Raw genomic sequence first — 24,539 nt, forward strand, 5'->3', positions numbered from 1 at the left:
ACCTGACTTAAGTGTCTGTAATGCTTCCTCGAAAAGTTGCTCCAACTCACTCCGAGGTGGTTTCTTTGATTCCATTTCTGTCATAAGTTCTCACTTTATTTTTACTTATACTTATGACACACTTTTCTGAACAGTCTCTAAATAAACGAAAAGAGCTCGCCATTTCCGGCGAGCTCTTTCTTTAACTTTAGTTATCTTCAAATAGAACGAGTCGTATCAAACTGTTCCAAATAATCCGCCACCTTTCTCACAAACATGCCGCCGAGTGCGCCATCTACCACCCGGTGGTCGTAGCTGTGGCTGAGGAACATCATGTGGCGGATACCGATAAAGTCGCCCTGTGGGGTTTCGATTACCGCTGGCTTTTTCTTTACAGCGCCCACAGCCATAATAGCCACCTGAGGCTGCATAATGATAGGCGTACCCATGATATTGCCAAACCCACCCACATTGGAGATGGTATATGTACCGCCCGATAACTCATCCGGCTTCAGACTGTTGGTGCGGGCACGTTCTGCCAGGTCGTTCACAGCATGGGTGATGCCGAGGAGGCTCAGCTTGTCTGCATTTTTGATCACAGGCACGATCAGGTTGCCTGAAGGCAGGGCTACGGCCATGCCAATGTGTACCGCCTGGTGTCTGATAATTTTTGTGCCATCCACTGAGATATTGATCATCGGAAAGTCCTTAATGGCCTTCACAATGGCTTCAATGAAAATGGGGGTGTAGGTAAGTGCAGCCTTTTCTTTTTCCAGGAAAGGGCGCTTCCATTTGTTTCTCCAATTCACCACGTTGGTCACGTCTACTTCCACAAACGAGGTCACGTGGGCACTGATTTGCCTGCTGCTTAGCATGCGTTCTGCAATCATCTTGCGCATGCGATCCATTTCGATGATTTCATCGTTGCCGCTGTAGGTGATTTTTACAGGTTCGGCTACTTTAGGAGCAGCACCTTTTCCTTTGGTTTGAATGTAAGCGAGGATGTCATTTTTGGTCACACGGCCTTCCTTGCCAGTGCCGGGAATTCCTTCTAATTCTGAAGTGCTGATCTTTTCCTCTTTGGCAATACTCATCACGAGGGGAGAGTAGAACCTGTCGGAGCTAGGCTTTGCCACGGGGGCGTGGCTCACTGCTGCTACAGCGGTATCGACCATTTCCGTAGCGAGCGCCACAGCGTCTTTCCCATTCTCTGAAGCCTCGGTAGCATGGCCGTTCTCGCCGCTTCCTTCTATTTCTATGATAGCAATGGCTTTACCCACCTGCACCACTTCACCTTCTTTGGCTAAAATTTCTTTCAACACGCCAGCATGAGTGGCGGGCACCTCCGTATCCACTTTGTCAGTAGCCACTTCCAGCACTGACTCATCCTGTTCAATGGTCTCTCCTGGCTTTTTCAACCATGAAAGGATGGTTCCTTCCATTATACTTTCACCCATTTTGGGCATCACCATTTCAACTACTGCCATCTCACTAAGTATTTCGTATCCTTTTGGGTAATAGGTTATTTGTATTGTTGTTTGTTGCTTTTCAAAACATTCTTCTAATTCATCGTCTTTTAATAGACGAAAACCTAAGAATCATTTGTTTACAAAATAGCGTTCACGGCCTCTAAGTTAACATTTTAATGGGAATGATGTGCAATTTTTCCTTGTAGTGTCGTAAGCTTTGCCAAACTACCGCTATCTCACTTGTTTCTATTAGGCCAGTGCTTCCATTTCCATCAGCGACGTCCTCAAAAGATTGAGTGTGTGCAACGCACTGGCGTGGATATTGATTTGCCTGTCGGTGGTTAGTTGCAGTTTTCTGGTAAAAGTTTGGCCTTCGAAAGCACAGGCAATCCACACAGTGCCTACCGGTTTTTCAGGTGTGCCTCCGTCAGGCCCCGCCACACCCGAGGTAGCCAGGCCAATATCCGTTTTTAGCCTTTTTCTCACTCCCTCGGCCATTTGTCGCACCGTTTCTTCGCTCACTGCGCCAACTGTGTCGAGTGTTTGCTGCTTTACGCCCAACTCCTCGGTTTTGATCCGGTTGTCGTAGGAAATAATGCTCCCCATGTAATAGGCAGAGCTGCCTGGTACGCTCGTGATCTCATGGGCCAGGTAGCCACCTGTGCAGCTTTCGGCAGTAGAAACAGTGAGTTTACGCTCCAGCAGCAGTTTACCAATGGCTGATTCAATGGTTTCCTGATCGTAGCCGTACACAAATTTTTGGATATCTGGCATCACCCTGTCGATCTGCTCCTGTACCTCTTTTGCCAGCGTATCCAGGTTGGGGCCGGCACCCGTCAGGCGCAACTTCACCTCTCCCGGACTGGGAAGGTAGGCCAGCCTGATATGAGGAGGCAGGCTGGTTTCCCACCACTCAATTTTGTCCGACAACCACGATTCGCCAATGCCGATGGTACGAATCATTTTGTGATAGATGACCGGTAGGGTATATTTCTCCCTAAGCCTGGGTATGACCTGTTCGCTGATCAGCACCTTCATTTCATAAGGTACGCCCGGTAGCGACACAAAGGTTTTATTGCCTCTTTCGAACCACATCCCAGGCGCTGTGCCCATGCGGTTGGTCAGCTTTGTGCTTCCAACTGGCAACCACGCTTGCTGGCGATTGGTGTCAGTCATTTGAAAGCCTCGTTTCTCGAAAAGCATAGTGATTTCTGCCAATGCTTCTTCATGCAATGCCAGCTCCATACCAAAATACCTGGCCAATAGTGGTTTGGTGAGATCATCCTTTGTTGGGCCCAGACCGCCAGTGATGATGATAATATCAGCTCTTCTTTCTGCTTCTGCAAAGGCCGTCATCATTTCGCTTTCCACATCACCTACCGTGGTTTTGCGGATGACCTTGATGCCACGCTCCGAGAGCTGCTGCCCGATCCAGGTGGAGTTGGTGTCGTGGATTTGTCCATAGAGGATTTCATCGCCTATGCTGAGTATTTCTGCGTTGATATGCATGAATAGAATGTTGTTCGTTGTCAGGTCGAAAGTTAATAGATAGCAGTATTATCAAACCGGGTTCAGCTACTTTAAATTCCTGCCAAATTTGTCACTTCGATTTTTAGCTATAAACACATAAAGTGGTTTTATTTGAAAAAGTTTAAAACAGCTACATAATGAGATTCTTGTCTGCAACAATATTGGCTTTTACCATCCTTGCAATTTCAGCTTGCTCGGTTCAGCAAATACAGAAAACTGTAGATGGTTACCTGAAAGATGCAAAGCCAACCACTGAAGAAGTGGCATCTGGCCTGAAAGAGGCGCTGGAAAAAGGAATCACTAACGGGGCCAAAAAAGCTTCCGCTGTTGATGGCTATTTCAAAAATCCAGCGATAAAGATTCCTTTTCCTCCAGATGTGAGAAAAGTGGAAACCAAGCTTCGTCAGTTGGGAATGGACAAACAAGTGGATCAATTCATCGAAACACTGAACAGAGGAGCTGAAGAAGCGGCCAAGCAGGCTGCTCCTATCTTTGTGAGCGCTATTAAGCAAATGACAATCAATGATGCCTGGAATATACTGAAAGGCGACAAAGATGCTGCTACTCAATACTTGCAAAAAACTACCACCAGCCAGTTAGAAGCTAAATTCAAGCCGGTGATTCAGAAGGCACTCGATAAAGTAAACGCCACCAAATACTATGGCGACCTGGTCAATACTTATAATAAGATTCCTTTGGTTGACAAGGTCAACCCCGATTTGAATGACTATGCGACAACCTTAGCCATAGATGGCCTGTTCAAGCTGGTGGCTCAGGAAGAAGCAAACATCAGAAACAACCCAGGTGCCAGAACTACGGAGTTGCTGAAAAAGGTGTTCAAAGAGCAGGATAATTGAAGCTGACTTTGCCAGGGGAGCATTTCGTCACCCTGCCATTTCTTTGTACCATCCCAACTTCTGTGCAATAGCCGTACTACCCCAAATCAGCAAAAACATCTCCAACGCCCGCTTGGCCAGGAGCACCATTTCATTTCCCTTTAGTCCAACAGCTCCGATAAGTTGATCGAGCACAACACTGCTCCCCACCAGCACGGCAATGGCCAATGCCACCCTTAAAACCCGGATCAACCACTTGCCTTCATCTGAAGGAAAGCCCTGCAAGCCAATGAGGAGGAAAGCAATATTGAGCCCTAAGAATTGTGCAGCTATGCTGTTGCCCAGGAAGATGAAAACGATGGGCAGCAAAATGCAGGATGAAATGAAGATGACGGTGGCCATATTCATTTGCAGTCGCAGCTTCCGGATGGCCAGATATGCCGAAAGTTTGTCCTTTTTGATAAGGAAAAACCACGCCAGCCAAACGGTAATACCACCGAGAACGAGCCCACCCAGCACATCGGCCAGGAAATGCCTGCCGAGGTACATGCGTGAGAAGGGCATCAGTGCAATGATGATGATGGCTGCCACTTTTAGCCAGGTTCGGTTAAAGAACATGGCGATGCCGCCCCAATAGGCCACCGAGCCACTCACATGGCCTGAAGGAAACCCATGAGAATCGAGCTTGTTCTCTCTGTAGTATTCAATGGCTTCCGGTGCTGGCAAGCTAAAAAAAGATTGTCCGCCTTTTCTGACAAAGGGAGAAACGGCGGTGAACTCATCGACCAAGTGCTTGAGTGATGAATCAACATTTTCCGGGCGGGGCAGGGCAAAAAAGTCCTTCAGAAGAGCTCCGGCAAACCCTGTCCATATAAGCATGTGCGTAGCAAGGAAGGCCTTCTTCATATGGACGCCAAAAATGAGCACAATGGCCACAGCAATAAAGGCGGAGTTGTACCCGAGCCTGGTGGTAGCGTCCATCAGCCAGTAAACGACCGGGCTGTCAAAACTTTGGAGAAAATGGTTTGGCTCGGTTTGAAACATAAGCTATTTTTTTACCGAAACTACAGGATTACTCTGTCAGACAAAAAGACAATTTGACCGATTCTGTGAATTTTTATTAAGAAAGCATGACATAAATGCCTGAATAATGCGTTGGTACATTGATTGATGACTAATGTGGGAATTTAGGATATATGAAAATGAAGTTATCTGACTCTTTAGTAAAAAACATGGTTGTGACGGCCGATTTGCTGAATACGATCAATGGAGGTATGAGTCTTCCTTCCACAAAAATGAGGAAGCTGGAAGATTGCTACGAATTGGATGTGGTTGCTCCGGGACTCTCGGTGGAAAATCTCAAAATTGAAATTCACAACAGGCACTTGAGTGTGTTCCATTACCTCAACTATAAGGCACCCAACCACACGAATGAACAGGAGGGAGCGCCAAATATTGTACATTTGATGCCTATCCCATTCGACGTGGAGCTGGATAGCATCACTGCATTATATGAAGAAAAGCATTTGAAAGTCATTATGCCTTTTAACGAGCTGGCTGAGGGGTATTTCAGGAGCATAGATATAGACACTGTGTAAAAGAGAATAACTATTAAGCATAGTTTTGATTAGTCCTTTTTGAAGACCCTGCGGGCGTTTGCCCGTGGGGTCTTGTGTTTTTAACGGTATTGCATTCCACTTTTCTACTCCTATTTTTGCTGCTCGTCTTTTACATTTTAGCTGGGCTAATGCTTGGAGTTTTTGTAGTGATTTATCTGTTGTTGACTGTGGCTATTGGCATAGCGGCTTCCAGGTACATCAAAACGTCCACGGACTTCATGCTTGCAGGCCGCAAGCTGCCCATGTTTCTCTCAGCGTCAGCACTGTTTGCCCTTTGGTTTGGCTCAGAGACTATTTTTGGTGCTTCTTCGGAGTTTGTGAAGCATGGCGTGCTGGGTGTGATTGAAGACCCCTTTGGTGGTGTTTTGTGCCTGGTTCTCTTTGCGCTCATCTTTGTCAAACCGTTGTACAGATTAAACCTGCTGACCCTCGGCGACTTGTACCGCAACCACTATGGAAAAAGCGTGGAGCTGATTGCCAGCGCTTGCATGCTGCTTACCTTTTTTGGTTACATCGCTGCCCAACTGGTGGCGCTTGGCATACTTATCCAGATCATTTCCGGACTGCCCACCATTTACGGCATCCTGATCAGTGCAGGCGTGGTGACAATTTATACACTGATGGGAGGGATGTGGGCCATTACTATCACCGATTTTATGCAAAGTATCATCATTGTCGTGGGGCTGGTGATTGTGGCGGTTACTATTGTTAGCAAAGCAGGAGGAATGTCACCGGTATTGGATGGTGCGCCGGAGGGCTTCTTTTCCTTTGTACCGACCGAAGGAGACGCTATGACCTGGGTTCATTACATGGCGGCATGGCTCACACTGGGCCTCGGTTCGCTCGCTTCTCAGGATATTTTTCAGCGAGCCAACTCAGCCGAAAGCGAGAAGACTGCTGTGCGATCTACTTTGCTAGGGGCGGGCATGTACGGCCTGATTGCTATTCTGCCGCTGTTCATTGGCCTGGCAGGGAAGGTGCTTTACCCGGAACTGATTGACGGAGACACGCAGCAGGTGCTGCCCTCGATGGTGATGGCACATACTGACATGTGGGTACAGGTGATGTTTTTCGGAGCGCTGCTGTCTGCGATTTTCAGTACATGCAGTGGAGCGGTGCTGGCACCCGCCAGTATTTTATCGGAGAATATCATTCGCCCGCTGATGGATCAAAATATGCCGGATAAACGCTTTTTGGTCATTCTACGGGCGTCAGTGGTGTGTATGGCCGTCCTGGCTGCCTGGCTGGCTTCGTACCGCACCAACATTTTCGAGCTAGTTTCGGAGTCGTCTATTTTGGGCTTAGTCACCCTGTTTGTGCCAATGGTAACAGCACTTTTTTGGAAAAAGTCGTCCCAGGGCGGGGCGATATTGTCGATGGTGGTTGGGCTAATCAGCTGGTTTCTGAGCGAACATGTATTTCACTTCGAGTTTCCGGCTATGTTTATTGGGTTTGGTGCCAGTGCTTTGGGGATGGTGGTGGGTACTTTTTTGTTTCCCAGGGATAGATGATTTCCAATTTTTATGACAGACTAAATGTGATAATCACTGGATTAGGCTCTAGTTAATCTCTGGCCTAAATTGGTTGAATGATCGCCAGTATTTGTCTTTGTAAATCACATAGTCAAAATTCAATCTGCCTCTAAAATCATATTGAAATCTATCCAGAACCGTCGAAGGCAGTCTAAAATCTTTGCAGGCCATATAAACTTCTCTTGCGCCATCTGCGGTTTGTCTACCAATATTCAAATACCCTGCTGAGTCTTTTAATTCAAGCATTAGCTGATCTTCAAACGTATTCATTAGATCGTAAATTTGTTTGTCAGGCATTCCGTTTTCATTGCCTTTATATATAATCTCTACCTTTACAACCCAAGGGTGAGATGCTTTGCTATCCCAGCTAAGTAAAGCAGAATTTATAATAGCTATTAGAGGTTTACCGTTACTTAACGTTGCCTCAAGGGAGTTATAGCTATCACTAACAGTATCATATCTCGTTCCTTCATATTTTTCTACAAATTCTTTTTCTCTCCAAACAAGGTAATCTTTAAGTTTCTCTATAGGGATTAACTCCTTGTTAGCATTTTCTGTACCTACAATCTGCATATTATCGATAGCAGTCAACGAGTTGAGTTCACCTAAATAATTATCCATGAAGATGTACACCCCATTTGTAATTGGCTCCTTCAATGCTTCTTGGTAGTCCGAATGGACAACCGTAATGTCGACTTCATCGGGATATTCAGAACGTTCATTCGAATAGAAGAATAAATTCTCCTTATTAAATTTCAGGTCACCCATGCTGATGTAAACGTCATTAATATTCAGTGCAGGTTTCAATGCAGTGAATTTCCAGTTATCAAGTACAGGGGCGCCGCTCACCAATTCTTCAACAAAGACGATGTTTTTACAAACCCCGTCAGCTGTTAGTATCAATTCCGCAGTGTTATCATCACACATTCCAACCAGGAACCAGTATCCATCCCTTAGTTGATTGAGTTGTGTAGATAATTTATTAAACACATCTCGCTCAATATTGCCCTGGCTCTTTATGACTTTGAAGAAATCTTTTTCATTATTCTGAAACCAACTCCAAAAATCCTTGTTCGACTTGATCGGTGTTTCCTTCGCTCTTAGTAAATTTCTAAATAATCCCATTTTTTCTCTTTGACATGGCAAATAACTCCAATAATATCCTGACGTTTCTGCTGCTTCAGGTCGCAAACGCCTTGCTATTCTTCATAATCCCTATCATGAAGATCAGCCGCCTGACCAACTGATTCACTGCCTACTCCTTACTACTTACATTCTCCTCACTATTCCCCTCCCTACACTCCAACAACTCTACCATCAACTGTTCGTTCACCTCCTTCTCCTGCAGCATCATTTCCTGGTATTTGTTGGCCATTAGCGAGTTAAGCTCAGCTTTGGAAGCCTGCATTTTGGCATAGATACTTAAAAGAACCAGGGCGGCGGATAAGATGACAATAATGATCAGTGGGAAATTTTTCATGGGTAAGTCCTTTGCTGGCAAGTTACTTGTTTTTGCTTTGGCAATCTTCCAGAGCCTTTCTTGCCTGATCTGCCGCTTCTGTAGCAAGTATATGTTGTAGCTGAGCTTCTTCTGCGTTTTCCTCAGCTAGTTTTCTTTGCATTTCAGCTTCTTGTTGTGCCGCTACAGCGATTTGTGTTTGTTGCTCAGCGATAGTAGATTGCCTGGTTGCCTCCGATGCCAGGATGAAGGCGTAGATAAGCATAAAAACGATACAAAGGCTTTGAACGCCTATTATAATTTTAGCCCAGAGTTTCATGGTTTTACGTTTTGGTTGATAGAACTTATTTTCTGTTTTCGCATGCTTCTAGCATTTGCTGAGCAAGGGCAGTTTGTTGTTTGGCCATCATTCGTTGCTGTTCGGCCTCGGCTTGAGCACTCATCGCTATTTCAGTTTGCTTCTCGGCTTCCAGCTCAGCCCGAACGAGCAGGGCCTCTTGCTCCCTCAATAGGTTCAGGAACGTGGAAGCTTCATTCGCTTTGAGAGAGGAGTAAATAGCAAAAAAGATAATGATGAGCGTTTGAATGCCGATTGTGATTTTAGCCCAGAGCTTCATGGTTGTTATGACTTTAGTTGTGCTTTTGACAAGCTTCGAGTTGTTTTTTATAGTCATTCGCTAAGGCTTTTTGCCTGGTGGCTTCAGTGGCAGCCTCAACTGCTCCTTCAGCCTGAATGAGTGCTTCTTCCTGAGACCTGTCTGCAATCGTTCTTTGCGTTTCGGCTATTAGAGTTTGTTGCTCTGCTTCACGTCTCCTGACCTCGGCAATAGCCTGGGACTTTTGAACTTCTGCCCTCAATGAGTCATTTGCCACCATTAGCTTCTTTACTTCATCCTTACAGGAATATATTTCTGGCGTAGAATAAGAGGCTAGCATCATGAACACGCCACCTCCAATAAAAAATAGAAAACTTTTCATGCTTAAATATAGAATTTTAATGTGAAAAGGTAGCTTTTATTAGCCTTGTGCAGGTGTTGGTGCGGCGCCAGCCACAGCGAAAGAGCCATCGGGCATCGATTATGAATTGTTAAGGTGTCGTGTCTTCACGCACCTTCTCTGCATGTGGTGCAGAGGCGTCAGGTGTAGTTACCTACCAAGAGCCGTCAGCCACTAGTTCAGTCTCCAAAACGGCGGCTGACTGCCCCAGCGCTGGCCCCACTAGCAGTACCGACATCTCCGGTCTCCGGTCTCCCGTCTCCAAACTTCCCACTTCCATTTTCCTCCCGACTTTCCCACTCAAAAACTAGTTTAAACTAACCCCCCGTATTATTTTTGCGGATGGCTGAAATGATTCTGATCCTCGACTTCGGATCTCAATACACACAACTCATCGCTCGCCGGGTTCGGGAGCTCAATGTTTACTGCGAAATACACCCTTACAACCACCTTCCTGAGTGGAGCGACGACGTCAAAGGCGTCATTCTTTCCGGTAGCCCGTGCTCTGTAAGAGACGAAGGTTCACCAGACATAGATATTGATTTTTATTCTTCAAAAGTGCCATTGTTAGGCGTTTGCTATGGTGCACAGCTCATGGCAAAAAAAAGTGGAGGCGATGTTCTTCCCTCGGAAATCAGAGAATATGGCAGGGCCAAGCTTAGCAAGGTGGATTCGCACCACGACCTGCTGAAAGAAATTACGCTTAACTCGCAAGTGTGGATGTCGCATGCCGATACCATAGCAAGCATACCTGACAAGTATGAGGTGATTGCCAGTACCCCGTCGGTGAATGTGGCGGCTTTCAAGTTGAAGAATGAACCCGTTTACGGCATTCAGTTTCATCCTGAGGTGACACATACAACCGAGGGAAAGACGCTGCTGCGCAATTTTGTAGTGCACATCTGCGGCTGCAGCCAGGACTGGACACCAGACATCTTCGTTGAAACCACAGTGGCTGAATTGAAAGCCAAACTGGGCAACGATAAGGTGGTCATGGGGCTTTCCGGCGGAGTGGACTCCTCAGTGGCTGCCATGCTTATTCACAAGGCCATCGGCAAAAACCTGCATTGTATCTTCGTTGATAACGGCCTCCTTCGCAAAAATGAGTTTATTAGTGTGCTTGAGTCTTATAAGCACATGGGCTTGAATGTGAAGGGTGTGGACGCTTCACAGCGTTTTTATGTAGCGCTTAAAGGACTGACAGAGCCTGAGCAAAAGCGGAAGGCGATTGGTCGGGCGTTTATTGAGGTGTTTGACGAAGAGGCGCACAAAATTCAAGACGTGAAGTGGCTTGGTCAGGGCACTATATACCCTGATGTGATCGAGTCTGTTTCGGTGAAAGGGCCGTCTGCCACCATCAAGTCGCACCACAACGTAGGTGGCCTGCCTGACAAAATGAAAATGAAGGTGGTGGAGCCGCTCAATACATTGTTCAAAGATGAGGTGAGGAATGTGGGGCGCACGCTGGAGATTGATCCTAATATTTTGGGCCGCCATCCTTTTCCCGGCCCTGGTTTGGGAATCAGGATTTTGAGTGAGATCACTGCTGAAAAAGTCAGAGTGCTGCAGGAAGTGGATCATATCTTTGTACAGGGCCTGAAAGACCATGGTTTGTACGACCAGGTTTGGCAGGCAGGCGCTATGCTTACGCCAATTCAGGCAGTCGGTGTGATGGGCGACGAAAGAACTTATGAAAATGTAGTAGCTTTAAGAGCAGTAACTAGTGTCGACGGCATGACTGCCGATTTTTGTCACCTGCCTTATGAATTCCTGGGAGAAATATCGAGTGAAATTATCAATAAAGTAAAGGGGGTCAACAGAGTGGTGTATGACATCAGCTCTAAGCCGCCTGCAACCATTGAATGGGAATAATCAACATGCGATATCCAGCTATTCTTAGAAGCCTGAGCGTTATTTGTTTGCTTTTTTGGGCAGCTTCTACGCAAGCACAGGACCACCAAACTAATTTCACCTTCGGCAAGGAGCTCTTCCGGGAGGGGCGCTACGAGTTGGCCATGCAGTCCTTTAAGAAGGTGATGATGCCCGCTCCTAACAACCCGTACGCTCCCTATGCTGCATTTTACAATGCTCTGTCGGCTTACAAGCTAGGTCAGTCGGAGAACAGCCGCAGCCTGTTTCTTGAGCTGACACAACGATTCCCGGACTGGGAAAAGCTGGACGAAGCCTACTACTGGGTGGCCACTGGCTATTTTGAGCAAAATCAGCCTGCGGCTGCACTTGATTATCTGAAGAGGGTGAAAAGCCCTTCTATGTCCAGCGAAATTAATCTACTGAAGACGAAATACATTTCAAAAATAGATAGTCTGAACCAGCTAAAGGCATTGTATAACGTCTACGACAGGGATACCGTAGTAGCTTCCAGGTTGGCACGAAAAATCGTGAGTGATCCGGGCAATACGCTTGACCAGGCCATGGTGAGGGAAATAGTAGAGAAGTTTGATCTGCCCGTGGAATCATTCGGGCTGGTTGACCTTAGCAAGTCTGTCAAAAAGAACGAGTACCACGTGGCAGTAATGCTGCCTTTTATGTTCTCCTCATTGGATGAAAGCAAAGCTAATCCACGGGCTGATTTTGTTACCGAACTCTATACAGGTATTCTTCTGGCTGCCGAAAAGCTTAATGCTGAGAACAAGAAAGTGACTATCCATGCCTATGATACCAGGAGGAGCGGAGCTGTCACAACCAAACTTCTGCAAAAAGCGGAGCTGAAGCGGATGGATTTGATTATCGGGCCGCTGTACCCTGAGCCAAGTAAGCTGGTGTCGGACTTTTCCTTTGCCAATAAGATCAATATGATCAATCCGGTGTCGGCCAATCCCGACGTGATGGCAGGTAATCCGTTTTCGTTCCTTCTCCGACCAACCTACCTGACCCAATCGTTGAAGGCTGCTGAATATGCGATAGAGAAATTTCAGGATAATAAAAACGCACTTGTTTTTTACGAATACAAACCCAACGATAACAGAGACTCACTTGCAGCAGTGCTTTATGCGCAGCAGTTGCGAGATAATGAGTTCAATGTGTTGAAAGTGAAGCCTTTGAGGTCGAATGAAGCCCACTACCTTATTGACACATTGAGCTTCAAAAAAGAGGTAGAAATCAAGAGCAAAGAACGCTTGGATTCAATGCTGCTGAAACCGGACAAATACATTGTGAAGTCGAAGCAGAAGACGTTTGGCAAGGATTCTTTGGTCTATATTGAGGAAGTGTGGAGCATCAAACGAGACAGTATAGGTCATATCATGATTGCCTCATCTAACCCTCTCTTCGCTACCAACACCATCAGCGCAATAGAAATCCGTCCTGATAAAATCCCCGTGATCGGCAGGGAAGACTGGCTGGATATTCCTCAGGTGAATTATGATCAGGTGGAAAGGATCAATGCGGTATTCATATCACCTGTTTTCATAGACAAGAGCCGGACGACCTACCAGTCGTTTAGCGGAAACTATATGAGAAAATACAAAGCACCACCATCGGTATATGCTTCCTTAGGTTATGAAATGACGATTGTTTTTGGAGGCTTGATGCATGCCAATGGCAATTACTTTCAGGCGGGCTTGCCGGAAGGAGAGATAGTGGAAGGGGTATTTACTTCTGGTTTTGAATATGGATTCCACAACGATAATCAAGTGGTGACTTTTCTAAAGTTAGAGAATAACCAATTAGTGAAGGAAGTTAAGTAGCAGTATGACGTTGAACAGATCTAGCAGTGCAGCGCTCTTTGACAGGGCACAAAAAGTAATTCCAGGTGGCGTAAATTCTCCGGTTAGGGCATTTAAAGCAGTAGGGGGCAACCCACTATTTATCAAGTCAGCTAAGGGGGCCTACCTTTTTGATGAAGATGGCAATAAGTATATTGAAATGATCAACTCATGGGGGCCAATGATTTTGGGCCATGCCAATGAGATGATTGAAGAAGCTGTAAGAAACGCCATAGGCAAATCATTTTCATTTGGAGCCCCTACGAGGGCTGAGGTGGAAATTGCGGAGCTGATTTCACATATGGTGCCTTCTATTGAGAAGGTGCGCATGGTCAACTCCGGTACCGAGGCCACCATGTCGGCTGTCAGAGTAGCTCGTGGATTCACCGGAAGAGACAAAATTATCAAGTTTGAAGGCTGCTACCATGGTCATGGCGATTCGTTTTTGATTGCGGCGGGAAGTGGTGCGGTAACCATGGGAACGCCCGATAGTCCTGGCGTAACCGAGGGAACGGCGAAAGATACTTTAACGGCACCTTTCAATGATTTGGCTGCTGTGGAAATGCTGGCTGCTAAGAATAAGGGAACAATTGCGGCTATTATTTTAGAGCCCGTGGTTGGTAACATGGGCTGTGTACTACCCGCACAGGGGTTTCTTGAAGGTCTGCGTAAGCTTTGCGATCAGGAAGGCATTCTATTGATATTCGATGAAGTTATGACCGGCTTCCGCCTGGCAAAGGGCGGCGCACAGGAAATATTCGGCATCACTCCCGATCTAACCACCATGGGCAAAATTATCGGTGGCGGTATGCCTGTTGGTGCATATGGCGGTCGTGCTGAAATCATGAACTATGTGAGTCCGGCCGGACCAGTATATCAGGCAGGCACCTTATCGGGCAACCCAATAGCCATGGCAGCCGGCAAGGCAATGCTTACCTACCTGAACGAGCACCCAGAGACATACACCTACCTGAACAAGATTACGCAACGAATTGTGGACGGGTTCAGGCACAACCTGGAGTCACTTGGCTTGCTGCATACCATCAACCATGTTGGCAGCATGTTCAGCCTGTTTTTTACCAACTCTGACGTGGTAAACTTCGACTCAGCCAAGACCAGCGATACGGTTATGTTTGGCAAGTACTTTCAGAAGATGCTTGAGAAAGGAATCTATCTGGCACCCTCGCAGTATGAAACGCTGTTTATCTCTACTGCCATTACTGAAGAACTGGCAGACAAGATTATTGCCGCCAACAAAGAGTCCTTGAAAGAAATCCATTCCTGAAAAACTTGGTGCCCACAGCGTAGCTGGTGGCACCAAATCCCTATTTCATTCCTTTGCCCGAACATCCAGCTGCTGCACTTTTGGTGTTTTTTCAGGAGACATGGTGAAGAAAACTTCTGCATTCCCGTTTTCGCCTGTGAGGGTAAAAACTCCTCTGAGTTGGTTGATGGCTTTCATTTCACCCACTTTGGTAACATTACCAATAGGAGCCAGGGCCTGATTGTATTCTTTGATGCGTCTGTCTCTGGAAAAATCCAGGAAGAAATTTTCCGCAAAAAGTGCTTCTTCAACACCTGCTTCGTTGGTCTGTAGCCAACTGGCCACTTTTGTCTGGGCTGCGAGGAGAATATCAGAAGCTGGCAATATCCTGGGCTGAAGACCGGCTTTTTTGAAAATCAGGTTGGCGACCTCATTGTTGATGGCGCCAGCGCCTGCATAGGTGCGGTTGGCAAAGGAAATGATGCCCAGGTCGTATTCAGGATAAAAACGATAGTCACTGCCAAAACCGGGCAGCCCGCCGCTGTGCCGTATGTACAACACACCGTTGCAGTCTTTTCTGGCGCTCAACCCATAGCCGTACCCGCTAATCATAGGGCAAGGATTTCCATCTGCATCCCTGGCGTCTGCCATTAGGCTTGGCTCCTTGGGTTTGTGCATGTTTCTCAGAGAACTTCTCTTTACCGGGCCATACTCGTCATCGTTGTTTGGGGGATAGGCGGAAAGGTGATAGGCCACATACTTGCTGAAATCGTCCAGCGATGTGATGAGCCCTCCCATGCAGCCAAAGGCACCATCGTGCAGCAGAGGCTCCGGCTTCCATTGTTCATCTTCCCACCGATAGCCCAGCGCCAGCAGGTCTTCCGGCAGGCCCTCAAACTCCCAATGAGTGTTGTTCATGCCAAGCGGCTTAAAGATGTTCTCGTTGATGAACTCTTGATAGGGCTGCCCTGATACATTGCTGATGATTTGTCCGAGAATTGCAAAGCCGGTGTTGCTGTACTCGTAGCCAAAAGACGGAATATTGGAGAAGCTTAGGCCTTGTGCCACCAAAGCTTGCAACTCTTCTGGTGTGTCTTCCAGCTGTCTGTCTCCCCAGGGATTGTCTTCTGGAAAGCCGGCAGTCATCGTGAGCAGGTTTTCGATGGTGATGGGTGTGGCGTCTTTGGTGAGGTATACCAGGCTTTTCATTTCTGGCATATAAGTGGCCGCTTGGTCGTTTAGTTTGAGCTTTCCCATTTCCACCAGTTTCATAATCCCCATGGCGGTAAAACTTTTGCTCATCGAGGCTATTTTGAACAGAGACTTGTTTGAGACTGGCGCTTTGTTGTCGGTATTAACAATACCGTAAGAGCTTGACCAAACTAATTTCCCTTCCATGACGATACCATACACCATGCCGGGGTAGTGATTGTCTTTGGCGGCTTGTTGCAGCATTGCGTCGATCTCGGGCCCCAGGGCAACTACTTTTTGCACCCTGTCGGTTTCGGTGAACGCTGCAGCCTTGAATGCGGGGTCAAAACTAACGATACCTGGTTGGGTAGCATCCTGATTGGCAGGGGGTGAGGCCGTTTCGCAGGAAGCCACAATGAGGAGACAAGTGATGAGGACCGATGATTTCATAGAAGCCTGGTTTAGGTTGGAGACAATTTAACCTAAACCGTGGAGGTTTTTGAAATGGAATGGCTAAAAAAGCAAAAACGAAATCACCAACTCTGCCATGATTCCGATAAATAGAAACCAGGAATAGATCCAGCCTAGAAGGATGAACTTGGTGATGGTTTTAAACCAACCTTGTCCGTACACCCGCTTGAAAGAATAGTAGCCGTAGGTGGTGACCAATGTGAAGCCAATTCCACCAGCCCAATCACCAAGGCTGCTCTCTCCATCACTTAACATTATCACAATTAGAGACAGTCCATAAATGATATAAGCGAAGCTATGCAAATGAACGGCATGCATAATATGATTCACGTAAAGGATGTTGCGCCGGATATAAAGTAGTTTGAGAATCAAAGCGAATATCGGCAGCATGATGAACATGAGTATGGGCAGGTTTTTGGTGACCAGCTCTACCAACGTTTGTTTGTCACCCCTGTTCACCCGAATTATTTGCCGAGCCAAAAATTGTTCTGTGGTGGTATTCGCCGTCAGATCCAAACTGTCGTAAAGCATCTCGTCTGTCAGCTTCCTGTCGTCTTTCAGGCGATTGTAAGTATTCCAGTTCTCGGTGCTTATTCCGAAAAAACTGCCCTCTTTTTCGCCATCAGTATCAACCTTTATCGGATCGAGCGATTTTTTTGTCCCCAGTGACTCTATGGTCGCCTTGGTGTTTGAGTCAAGTTCTTCCTGGTTTAGCTGGGCAATCTCAGCTTTCAAACTATCCATCACGTGCAGACTGTCGGTGCTGGTAAGCAAGTTGGGACCAAAAGAGAAATTTAGGTCTGGGTTTGCTGCTTCCTGCTGAGCCATCTTTGTCTCTATGTCTCGTGTAACCTTTTTGCCCACCATGTTGAGGACAAAGAAGTAGAAAAGGCTGATGACAAGATAAAGCCTAACCGGATTAGCATAGGAGGCTCTTTTTCCTTCGTTAAACCGCAGTGTAAGCCAGCCGGGTTTGAAGAAAAAAGGAATCAATGAATTGGTGAACCGGCTATCGAAGGAAAAGGCATTATTGAAAAAGTCGTACAACAACTGGCCAAAAGAGATATTGGTATTGGTGTTTTCTTGTCCGCACGACGGGCAGTAATTGTATATCTCAGTGTCCAGCGGATAGCCGCAGTTCAAACAGGCGTTTTGCTTACGTCTGCGTCTCATGTTGGTTGGGTTAGTCGATGCCTAAAATAGGGACTGGGTGTTTAACCTGCAAATACCATTGCTCCTGTCGAAGGCTTGATGTGCTTAAACATCATAATGTTTCATTGCTTTCTCCACATCCTCTGGCGCATCTATTCCCATCGTTTCCAGGTCGGTTTCCACCACCTTTATTTTGTAGCCGTTTTCAAGCCAGCGCAACTGCTCCAGCGACTCGGCTTTTTCGAGAGGGGAGGGCTGTAGGTGCGTGATGGCCGCAAGAGCATCGACCCGGTAGGCATAAATGCCAATGTGCTTGTAAAAAGTGAATTGTGAGAGCCGGTCTTCGTTACTAACTCCCCGCAGGTGCGGAATACATGATCTGCTGAAAATCAGCGCCTCCATTTTTCTATTAAACACCACCTTAACAATATTGGGAGAATCGAGAACGGCTGGATCAGTTATTCTTTTGATGAGGGTTCCCAGCTGCACTTTTCCGTTCAGAATACCTGCCAAGGTATCAATCTGATTCGGGTCGATAAAAGGCTCATCGCCTTGAATGTTGATCACATATTCAAAGTCGCCTTCAGTTAGTTGCAACGCTTCCAGGCACCTTTCCGTGCCGTTGGTGTGGTTAGTCGAGGTCATTACCACTTCAAGCCCCATGTTTTGCAGGTGCAGCAGAATTCTTTCGTCATCCGTGGCCACTACCACTTTATTCAGAAGCTTGGCTTTGGAAGCTTGCTCGTATACCCGTTGAATCATCGACTTACCGGCCAGGTCAATCAAAGGCTTGCCGGGAAACCGCGTGGAAGCATAACGGGCAGGAATGACGCCGAGGATGTTAGGCATAGAACAGGTTTTTGAAACTATCGATAAAACTATTCAACCTCTTTAACTTTAAGTGAAGTTCCTTCGTCAGATATCACAACAATCTTAGCCCCTTTGTCGATGTAGTTGCCCCGGGTAAAAGCGTCGAATACATCTCCGTCGATCAATACCTTGCCGCTGGGTCTTAGAATGGTGTGGGCCTCCCCGGTCTTGCCTACCATCGGCTCTTTCATAAAGCTGGAGGTGTAGCCAGCACTTCTGTCCATGCTGGTTCCCAGGGCCACTCTGTTGAATACTTTCGACTGACTGAGCCGGGCTCCACCAAAGAACATGAGGACAATACTCCCCATGATTCCAATAATGGCTGTGACGGAAGCAATAAGCAGGCTGTCTAATTCAACGAAAGAGAAATCGAGGTTGTCGTTATTGACCATGACGAGTATAAGGGAGCCGAGGGTGAATATAATGCCTGCCACGCCTGCCACTCCGAAGCCGGGTATGACGAAAATTTCGGCGGCTATCAGCAGCACACCAATAAAGAACATAATGATTTCCCAGTTTTCCGCCAGTCCATTGAGATAGTAAGGCACAAAGTAGAGCGTAGCAGCTATGATGGCTGCTATAATCGGAAATCCAACGCCGGGGGTTTGCAACTCGAAATAGATACCACCGATAATGATCAGTATGAGGATGCCTGAAACAAAGGGATTAAGAAAAAGGGCGATGATCTTATCAGTAGCATCCAGCTTGAAATCGATGAGTTCGTAATCGGTTACGCCCGAGCGTTCCATTATTTCATCAATACTGCTTACCTGGGCTTCGCAGTAGCCATTTTTAATGGCCTCGCTGGTTGAAAATGTCAACACTTTGCCTGCTTGTGTGATGCTGTCAAACTCCAGTGTTTCGTCTACCATTGCCTCTGCAATCCGTGGGTCACGGCCGTTGGCTTCAGCGGTAGACCGCATGATGGAGCGCATATAACTTTGGTACTTATCGGGGGCGGCGGCACCATCCGAAGTCACTACAGTTGCTGCACCGATGCTGGCAGCCTTGGCCATGTAGATACTGTCGCAGGCAATAGAAATCAACGCTCCTGCAGAGGCCGCATCTTTATTGATGTACACGTAGACAGGTTTTTCGAAATCAAGCACCCGTGTCCTGATCTCATCAGCGTCGGTAAGTGCACCTCCGTAGGTGTCCATTTCAATCACCACATAGTCAACTGAGTCTTCGGTGGCCTGATTGAGCGCAAGCTCCATCAGCCGGTTGGTGCGTGGGTCAATTTCTGCCGCCAATAGCACTCTCAATACCTTGGTTTGCTTTTGTTGGGCGAGCCCCAAAAAAGGCAAAGCCATCAGGAGGATAAATACGCTTTTTTTGTTCATCAATTTCAATAGGTTCATATTACCTATAGTTTTACGTAAAGTTAATCAAATAGAAGTGTCGCAAAGCTTATCACCCATTTTTATCCATGATTTTGAACAGCCCATTTGGCAAATGGCGCTGGAACCGGAAAAAGGATTGCTGGCCCTGGAGCTACGTGACCTGAAGGAGGCGTCTGTGAGTTTTTCTTTGCTGGACCTTCATACACAAACATTGGTGTTTGATCGTTATGCATTCGAGGAAGAATGGTGGATGAGCATTGTAACGATAAAAGACAACTTGTTGTTGATAAAACAGTACCATGATAGCCAGCAACCGGAGAAGCAGGGGCTTTTAGCGATCAACATAGAATCTATGGAGGTACAATGGTGGCTGCAAAATTTTCAGCTGCTGCAATTGAATAGCCTGTCAGTGTCTGGTAAACAGCATGGTGAAAGTGAAAGTATTGTCAAGCACTACGAAATTAATTCCGGGCAGGAACTTGCGGCCGATTTGGTTGATAATGCCAATGTGCAGGAGCAGTCGATAAAAGCCAAATACCCAACGCACTACGACAGTGAGTCACCGCATTTGGAAACTGTTAAGTCATTCATTGTCAATTACTTAAATATGAAGGCGGTTGGTGCTTGTGACTACCTGGAAGTAGAAGACCTGATCGTTATTTCATGGTTTTATTCGGAGGGAAGCTCTTATGCCAATGTGCTATCCGTGATTGATTCTGAAGGGAATATTGTGATCGAAGAAAAAATTGGCACTGGATTGGATGCATTTGCGGCTGATACTTTCTTTGTACTGAAGAATAGATTGATATTTGTGTCAAACAAAACGCAACTTATTGTTTATGAATTATTTGAGGGTGCTTAAGGCTGTCTTTTTATTGACCATGATCACCAACCTTTCATTTGGAGCGGAGATGGACTCCGTGCGGCTGGAAAAGAGAGAGGGTAAGCAGTTTGTTATTCATAGGGTTGGGCAGGGGGAAACTCTTTATGCTATTTCGAGGCGATACCAATCGAGCGTGGAGGAAATTTCCAAAACCAACAACCTTAGCGACAATAGTGTAGCTATAGGCCAGGAAATCGCTATCCCCTGGAAGGGAGACGTCCACAAAAGTATGAACCAAAGCTCAGCTTCTGCACAGCTTTATCACACCGTTGAAGCAGGTCAGACACTGTTTGCTATTTCGAAGCAATATGATGTGAGTGTGGATGAAATCAAACGGCTGAATAACCTGACAAGCAACGAGCTAAGTACCGGGCAGCAGCTGGTCGTAAAGAAAGGCCAAAAGCCGGTGGAGCAGACAGCCCCTGTTAAGCCTGAGTCTGCCACCCCGAAAAACCCTCAGCTAACCTATCACACCGTGGCGCCTTCTGAAACGCTTTTTAGTATTTCGCAAAAATACGATGTGGCTGTAGACGATATCAAAAAGTGGAACGACCTCAAAGGCAACAGCCTGTCGGTAGGGCAGGAGCTGGCCATTGGGAAGCCGGCAACCGTTAAGGCACCTGTGGCGGTTGCGGAAGAAACACCGGCGAGAGAGAAGAAAAAGGAACTTGTGGTAAGCGAGGCCAGCAATGGTTCGCTGAAGCAAATCAACAAGCAAGGCTACACCAGAGATACGGCCTCGGTGGCAGGCTACGAAAAAGTGGTGGAAGAGGGCTTTGCCATGGTGATTGAAAACTCGCCTGAAACGAGGAAGTTTCTGGCGCTGCACCGCACTGCGCCCATCGGCGCCATTCTGGAAGTGAAGAACAGAATGAATGGCAGATCTATCTATGTGAGGGTAGTGGGCAAACTGCCCGACACTGGAACCAACAACAAGGTGCTGATCAGGCTTTCGGAAAAAGCTTTTCAAAGGCTTGAGTCAGTTGACCCTAAAGTGCCTGTTGAAGTATCTTATGTTCCGTAACTGAAAGATTGATAGTGAGAATAAGGCTGAAGTCTGGTAGTTCTCGTCTTTAATTCTCTTATCTTAATAAATATTTGGAGATATGGTCATTGAAAAAACAAAAGACGAATTAATTATCAGGCTACCTTCAACTGTCAATGTGGAAGAGATAGAAGATTTTTTACGCTATTTGCGCTATCAGGAAATTACTTCAAAGTTCAAAGTTAAGCAGGTTGACGTTAATAAATTGGCAAAGTCGATTAACAAAAACTGGTTTGAAAGTAATAAGTCAAAATTTCTAAATGAAGATAATAGTTGATGCTAATATTGTCTTTAGTGGCATCTTAAACTCATCAGGAAATATTGGCCGCCTTCTCATTCACTCAAAAGGAATCCTTGAATTCTACTCTTCTGAATACTTGCTTGTCGAAATTGAGAGCCACTTCCCGAAGCTATTAAAATTGACGGATCTTGGTAGCGATGAATTGTCCGAACTGATTGCTACCGTGACCAGAGACATTACTTTCTTGTCAGATAGCTTTTTGTCAAAATCTGCTTTGAAGTCCGCCTATGATATCGTTAAAGACATAGATGCCGATGATTTGTTATTTGTAGCAATGGCCAATAGCGTTCCTGATGCTAAACTCTGGACAGGAGACAAGAAGTTACACGGAGGACTACTGAAGAAGGGTGTTTCCAATGTAATGACCACAGCGAACCTCTTGACTTATCTAAATAAGCGGAGCGCCGAATGATCGACATTAAAGAACTTAAAACGCTACTCGATCAAAAGGTGGATGAGTACAACCGCCCCTTTTTCATTGAAAAGGATCCGGTTTGCATTCCCCATAGCTTCACTACTAAGCAGGATATTGAGATTGCAGGCTTCTTTGCTGCCACTTTGGCCTGGGGCCAGCGGGTCACCATCATCAACAAGTGCAGAGAGCTTTTCACTCTGATGGATGATGCCCCTCATCAGTTCGTGTTGAATCATTCCGAGAGTGATTTAAAAACACTACTAAAGTTCAAACACCGCACGTTCAATACCACCGACTTGCTCTACTTTATTCAGTTCTTTCGTGAGCACTATACCAACCACGACAGCCTTGAGAGCGCTTTCTCAAATTCTATGAAGCCAGGTGACGAGACGATTGAAAATTGTCTGATCGGCTTTCACGACTTATTCTTCAGCCTTCCCGAATTCCCAGCCCGTACCAGAAAGCATATCGCTACGCCGAAAAGGAAAAGCGCCTGCAAGCGCATCAACATGTTTCTGCGCTGGATGGTGAGAAAGGATGATCGGGGTGTTGATTTTGGCCTTTGGGAAACCATCAGCCCATCGCAGCTTGTTTGTCCTTGCGACTTGCACGTGGATAGGGTGGCCAGAAACTTTGGGCTGATTACCCGCAAGCAAACCGACTGGCAAACAGCTCTGGAACTAACTCAAAATCTACGGCAAATGGATTCCAGCGATCCAGTCAAATACGATTTTGCTTTGTTTGGTATGGGAGTGATTGAGTATGCGTAAGCTCTTTTAACGCTCGAACCGTCCCAAATTGCGTAACTACAGGGGGCTGAACTCAGAAAATATGCCGTTGAATTCTGCTATGTTCACAGGTATTTCATAGTCACAAGCCTCCTGAAATTCTTTCCACATCTCCTGCACAACCGGATTGGAATGGGCTGCCTCTATGGCCTCAGCCGACTTCCAGCCAAAGACCTCAATAACAGTTCCGTCTTTAGATTTCATAGTCACCGGGAGCCTGTCGCTCACCAGGCCTTCTCGCTTCAAAGCAGGCACATGGCTTTTCACCAGCTTTTCAAGGATTTTGTCCTTGCCAGGCTTAGGTCGATAGCAAACTACCACTATTCTTTCCATGACAACATCATTGGTTTATGCCAAATTAGGGAATTGGTGGCGGTAAACCTTGTGGAAGGTCAAGTTGATTCCGCTGCTAGGCTGGTTGCATTTGCCTCTTTACCTTGTCTTTCACAATCTTGTTGATTACGCTCATCATCAAGATTGTAACAAGCATAGTGCCGGTAACCACATAGCCAAGCAGATCGTATCGCTCAAGCGGCCCGGCGGGCGTTTGTATAACGATAATGCCAGCCAGTGCAGAGGCAAACCCTCCTGATATTTGCTGAATAGAAGAATTTACTCCCATGAAAGCGCCACGCTCCCTTGGTTCAGGAATGGCTGTCATCAAAGCAGAAGCAGAGATCATCCTGGCGGTGATGCCTATAAAAATGACTATGTTGATGATGATCACAACCCAAAGAGGAGTGATGCCAAGGTTGCAATAGATCAGGATCGTAGCAATGCCTATGAAAGTGCCAATGGTGAATATTTTGTACTTGCCATAAAGGTCGCTTAGCCGGCCAGCCAATGGGCCAACCATGATGGTGCTGATGCCTGTAAGCATGTACACCAAGGGAAGCTGGTCGAGTGTGATGCCCAGGTTGTTGACACCAAATGTGCTGCCAAATGGCATCAGCATAAATCCACCCGTTGCTAAAAGGGCGGTGGCACCGAAGGCTTTCAGGTAAACGGGCTGGGAAACTGTTTTATAAAGTTTTTTGAATGGGTTTCCGGGCGTTTGAAGCTTCAAATGCTCATCAACAGGCTTCATGAAAAGGATAATGACGGTGGCCGTGCCGACGGCCAAACCTACGATCAGGATGAAAGGCGAGTGCCATCCCCAAAGGTTGGCTACATACAGCCCTATCGGCAATCCAAGTACCTGGCTGCTGGCAAACGCCATTTGCACAAAGCCCATCACACGACCTCTTACTTCTAACTTGAAAAGGTCAGTGATGATGGCAAAAACCACTGAGCCCAGCACGCCACCAAAGATGCCTGTGACGATTCTGGCAGCAAGAAGAAAGTGATAGTTGGGCGCTACGCCGCAGAGCAACGTGCCGATAATGAAGCCAGAGTAAAAGAAAAGCAGCAACTTTTTTCTGTCGAACTTGTCGGCAAAACCAGCTGCCAGCAAACCTGAAATGCCGGCGCTGAAAGCATAGGCTGACACCACTAGCCCAAACTGTGAAGTGGTAATGTCAAGCTCAACCAACAGCATCGCACCCAATGGCGATAGCACCATGAAGTCAAGAATGACTGTGAATTGGATGATAGCCAATATGGCGATCACAAAGGTTTCGTATTGCGTGAACACCCTTTTTTTGGGAGATAAGTCTTTTGTCATTCAATATT

General features: G+C 46.5%; 26 protein-coding genes. 11 read left to right on the forward strand and 15 right to left on the reverse strand.

The genetic code is table 11. The annotated features are described in order from the left end of the window. Window positions 1-197: 197 nt before the first annotated feature. Both RIF36_RS17190 and RIF36_RS17195 read right to left on the reverse strand, forming a co-directional pair. Window positions 198-1,466: a dihydrolipoamide acetyltransferase family protein gene (locus RIF36_RS17190; protein ID WP_350123365.1), complete on the reverse strand. Its 1,269-nt coding sequence runs from the start codon at window positions 1,464-1,466 to the stop codon at window positions 198-200. 231 nt (window positions 1,467-1,697) lie between these two features. Beyond that, entirely contained in the window at window positions 1,698-2,957 is a 1,260-nt protein-coding gene (locus RIF36_RS17195; RefSeq protein ID WP_350123363.1) for a competence/damage-inducible protein A, read from the reverse strand. A 158-nt stretch (window positions 2,958-3,115) separates the two neighbouring features. On the opposite strand from RIF36_RS17195, the gene RIF36_RS17200 reads away from it, so the two are divergent. Continuing rightward, complete coding sequence (locus RIF36_RS17200) at window positions 3,116-3,835, forward strand: DUF4197 domain-containing protein (RefSeq protein ID WP_350075586.1); 720 nt, start codon at window positions 3,116-3,118, stop codon at window positions 3,833-3,835. A gap of 27 nt (window positions 3,836-3,862) precedes the next feature. On the opposite strand, the gene RIF36_RS17205 is transcribed toward RIF36_RS17200, so the two are convergent. Continuing rightward, a complete protein-coding gene (locus RIF36_RS17205; RefSeq protein ID WP_350123360.1) occupies window positions 3,863-4,858 on the reverse strand; it encodes a phosphatase PAP2 family protein in 996 nt (331 codons plus the stop codon). A 152-nt stretch (window positions 4,859-5,010) separates the two neighbouring features. On the opposite strand from RIF36_RS17205, the gene RIF36_RS17210 reads away from it, so the two are divergent. Together RIF36_RS17210 and RIF36_RS17215 are read left to right on the forward strand one after the other, a co-directional pair. Continuing rightward, window positions 5,011-5,412 (forward strand): Hsp20/alpha crystallin family protein, encoded by a 402-nt coding sequence (locus tag RIF36_RS17210; protein WP_350123357.1) that lies wholly within the window; start codon window positions 5,011-5,013, stop codon window positions 5,410-5,412. Between the two features lie 149 nt (window positions 5,413-5,561). Next, window positions 5,562-6,944 (forward strand): high affinity choline transporter 1, encoded by a 1,383-nt coding sequence (locus RIF36_RS17215; protein WP_350123354.1) that lies wholly within the window; start codon window positions 5,562-5,564, stop codon window positions 6,942-6,944. A gap of 48 nt (window positions 6,945-6,992) precedes the next feature. Here RIF36_RS17215 and RIF36_RS17220 read toward each other — a convergent pair whose 3' ends face one another. The 6 genes from RIF36_RS17220 to RIF36_RS17245 all read right to left on the reverse strand — a co-directional run bounded on the left by RIF36_RS17220 (window position 6,993) and on the right by RIF36_RS17245 (window position 9,724). After that, window positions 6,993-8,090 (reverse strand): DUF695 domain-containing protein, encoded by a 1,098-nt coding sequence (locus tag RIF36_RS17220; protein ID WP_350123351.1) that lies wholly within the window; start codon window positions 8,088-8,090, stop codon window positions 6,993-6,995. Window positions 8,091-8,220: 130 nt separating this feature from the next. Beyond that, window positions 8,221-8,445, reverse strand: a complete 225-nt coding sequence (locus RIF36_RS17225; RefSeq protein WP_350123348.1) for a hypothetical protein — start codon at window positions 8,443-8,445, stop codon at window positions 8,221-8,223. Between the two features lie 22 nt (window positions 8,446-8,467). Continuing rightward, a complete protein-coding gene (locus RIF36_RS17230) occupies window positions 8,468-8,743 on the reverse strand; it encodes a hypothetical protein (RefSeq protein WP_350123345.1) in 276 nt (91 codons plus the stop codon). A 25-nt stretch (window positions 8,744-8,768) separates the two neighbouring features. Continuing rightward, window positions 8,769-9,041: a hypothetical protein gene (locus tag RIF36_RS17235; RefSeq protein ID WP_350123342.1), complete on the reverse strand. Its 273-nt coding sequence runs from the start codon at window positions 9,039-9,041 to the stop codon at window positions 8,769-8,771. Between the two features lie 13 nt (window positions 9,042-9,054). Next, a complete protein-coding gene (locus RIF36_RS17240) occupies window positions 9,055-9,402 on the reverse strand; it encodes a hypothetical protein (RefSeq protein WP_350123340.1) in 348 nt (115 codons plus the stop codon). Window positions 9,403-9,574: 172 nt separating this feature from the next. Beyond that, the gene (locus RIF36_RS17245) at window positions 9,575-9,724 is read right to left on the reverse strand and encodes a hypothetical protein (protein WP_350123338.1); all 150 of its coding nucleotides are present in this window, start codon (window positions 9,722-9,724) and stop codon (window positions 9,575-9,577) included. A 38-nt stretch (window positions 9,725-9,762) separates the two neighbouring features. Here RIF36_RS17245 and guaA point away from each other — a divergent pair, with 38 nt between their 5' ends. The 3 genes from guaA to hemL are packed head-to-tail and all read left to right on the forward strand — an operon-like array spanning window position 9,763 to window position 14,430. After that, window positions 9,763-11,292, forward strand: a complete 1,530-nt coding sequence (gene guaA / locus RIF36_RS17250) for a glutamine-hydrolyzing GMP synthase (protein ID WP_350123335.1) — start codon at window positions 9,763-9,765, stop codon at window positions 11,290-11,292. Continuing rightward, a complete protein-coding gene (locus tag RIF36_RS17255; protein ID WP_350123332.1) occupies window positions 11,283-13,127 on the forward strand; it encodes an ABC transporter substrate-binding protein in 1,845 nt (614 codons plus the stop codon). Before guaA ends, RIF36_RS17255 begins: the two co-directional genes overlap by 10 nt. A 4-nt stretch (window positions 13,128-13,131) precedes the next feature. Next, window positions 13,132-14,430: a glutamate-1-semialdehyde 2,1-aminomutase gene (gene hemL, locus RIF36_RS17260; protein ID WP_350093738.1), complete on the forward strand. Its 1,299-nt coding sequence runs from the start codon at window positions 13,132-13,134 to the stop codon at window positions 14,428-14,430. Between the two features lie 45 nt (window positions 14,431-14,475). On the opposite strand, the gene RIF36_RS17265 is transcribed toward hemL, so the two are convergent. From RIF36_RS17265 to RIF36_RS17280, 4 genes are all read right to left on the reverse strand, one after another. Then, on the reverse strand, window positions 14,476-16,050 hold the full coding sequence (locus RIF36_RS17265) for a serine hydrolase domain-containing protein (RefSeq protein ID WP_350123329.1): 1,575 nt from the start codon (window positions 16,048-16,050) through the stop codon (window positions 14,476-14,478). Window positions 16,051-16,113: 63 nt separating this feature from the next. Further along, window positions 16,114-17,244: a DUF3667 domain-containing protein gene (locus RIF36_RS17270; RefSeq protein WP_350123326.1), complete on the reverse strand. Its 1,131-nt coding sequence runs from the start codon at window positions 17,242-17,244 to the stop codon at window positions 16,114-16,116. Window positions 17,245-17,328: 84 nt separating this feature from the next. Beyond that, window positions 17,329-18,072, reverse strand: coding sequence for a 3-deoxy-manno-octulosonate cytidylyltransferase (kdsB, locus tag RIF36_RS17275; RefSeq protein ID WP_350123323.1), 744 nt, complete (start codon window positions 18,070-18,072; stop codon window positions 17,329-17,331). A gap of 29 nt (window positions 18,073-18,101) precedes the next feature. Then, entirely contained in the window at window positions 18,102-19,454 is a 1,353-nt protein-coding gene (locus tag RIF36_RS17280; protein ID WP_350123320.1) for an NfeD family protein, read from the reverse strand. 37 nt (window positions 19,455-19,491) lie between these two features. Between RIF36_RS17280 and RIF36_RS17285 the strand changes: the two genes are divergently transcribed. The 5 genes from RIF36_RS17285 to RIF36_RS17305 all read left to right on the forward strand — a co-directional run bounded on the left by RIF36_RS17285 (window position 19,492) and on the right by RIF36_RS17305 (window position 22,850). After that, on the forward strand, window positions 19,492-20,298 hold the full coding sequence (locus tag RIF36_RS17285; protein WP_350123317.1) for a DUF4905 domain-containing protein: 807 nt from the start codon (window positions 19,492-19,494) through the stop codon (window positions 20,296-20,298). After that, window positions 20,276-21,343, forward strand: coding sequence for a LysM peptidoglycan-binding domain-containing protein (locus tag RIF36_RS17290; RefSeq protein ID WP_350123314.1), 1,068 nt, complete (start codon window positions 20,276-20,278; stop codon window positions 21,341-21,343). Before RIF36_RS17285 ends, RIF36_RS17290 begins: the two co-directional genes overlap by 23 nt. Before the next feature lie 82 nt (window positions 21,344-21,425). Continuing rightward, window positions 21,426-21,641, forward strand: a complete 216-nt coding sequence (locus tag RIF36_RS17295) for a hypothetical protein (protein WP_350123311.1) — start codon at window positions 21,426-21,428, stop codon at window positions 21,639-21,641. Continuing rightward, a complete protein-coding gene (locus tag RIF36_RS17300; RefSeq protein WP_350123308.1) occupies window positions 21,625-22,077 on the forward strand; it encodes a PIN domain-containing protein in 453 nt (150 codons plus the stop codon). Before RIF36_RS17295 ends, RIF36_RS17300 begins: the two co-directional genes overlap by 17 nt. After that, window positions 22,074-22,850 carry a TIGR02757 family protein gene (locus RIF36_RS17305; protein WP_350123305.1) on the forward strand — a complete coding sequence of 259 codons (777 nt, stop codon included), beginning with the start codon at window positions 22,074-22,076 and terminating at the stop codon, window positions 22,848-22,850. Before RIF36_RS17300 ends, RIF36_RS17305 begins: the two co-directional genes overlap by 4 nt. 36 nt (window positions 22,851-22,886) lie before the next feature. On the opposite strand, the gene RIF36_RS17310 is transcribed toward RIF36_RS17305, so the two are convergent. Together RIF36_RS17310 and RIF36_RS17315 are read right to left on the reverse strand one after the other, a co-directional pair. Further along, complete coding sequence (locus RIF36_RS17310) at window positions 22,887-23,201, reverse strand: antibiotic biosynthesis monooxygenase family protein (protein ID WP_350123302.1); 315 nt, start codon at window positions 23,199-23,201, stop codon at window positions 22,887-22,889. Between the two features lie 76 nt (window positions 23,202-23,277). Beyond that, entirely contained in the window at window positions 23,278-24,531 is a 1,254-nt protein-coding gene (locus tag RIF36_RS17315; RefSeq protein ID WP_350123299.1) for an MFS transporter, read from the reverse strand. Window positions 24,532-24,539 lie beyond the last annotated feature (8 nt).

Source organism: Imperialibacter sp. (assembly GCF_040222815.1).
Lineage (GTDB): Bacteria > Bacteroidota > Bacteroidia > Cytophagales > Cyclobacteriaceae > Imperialibacter.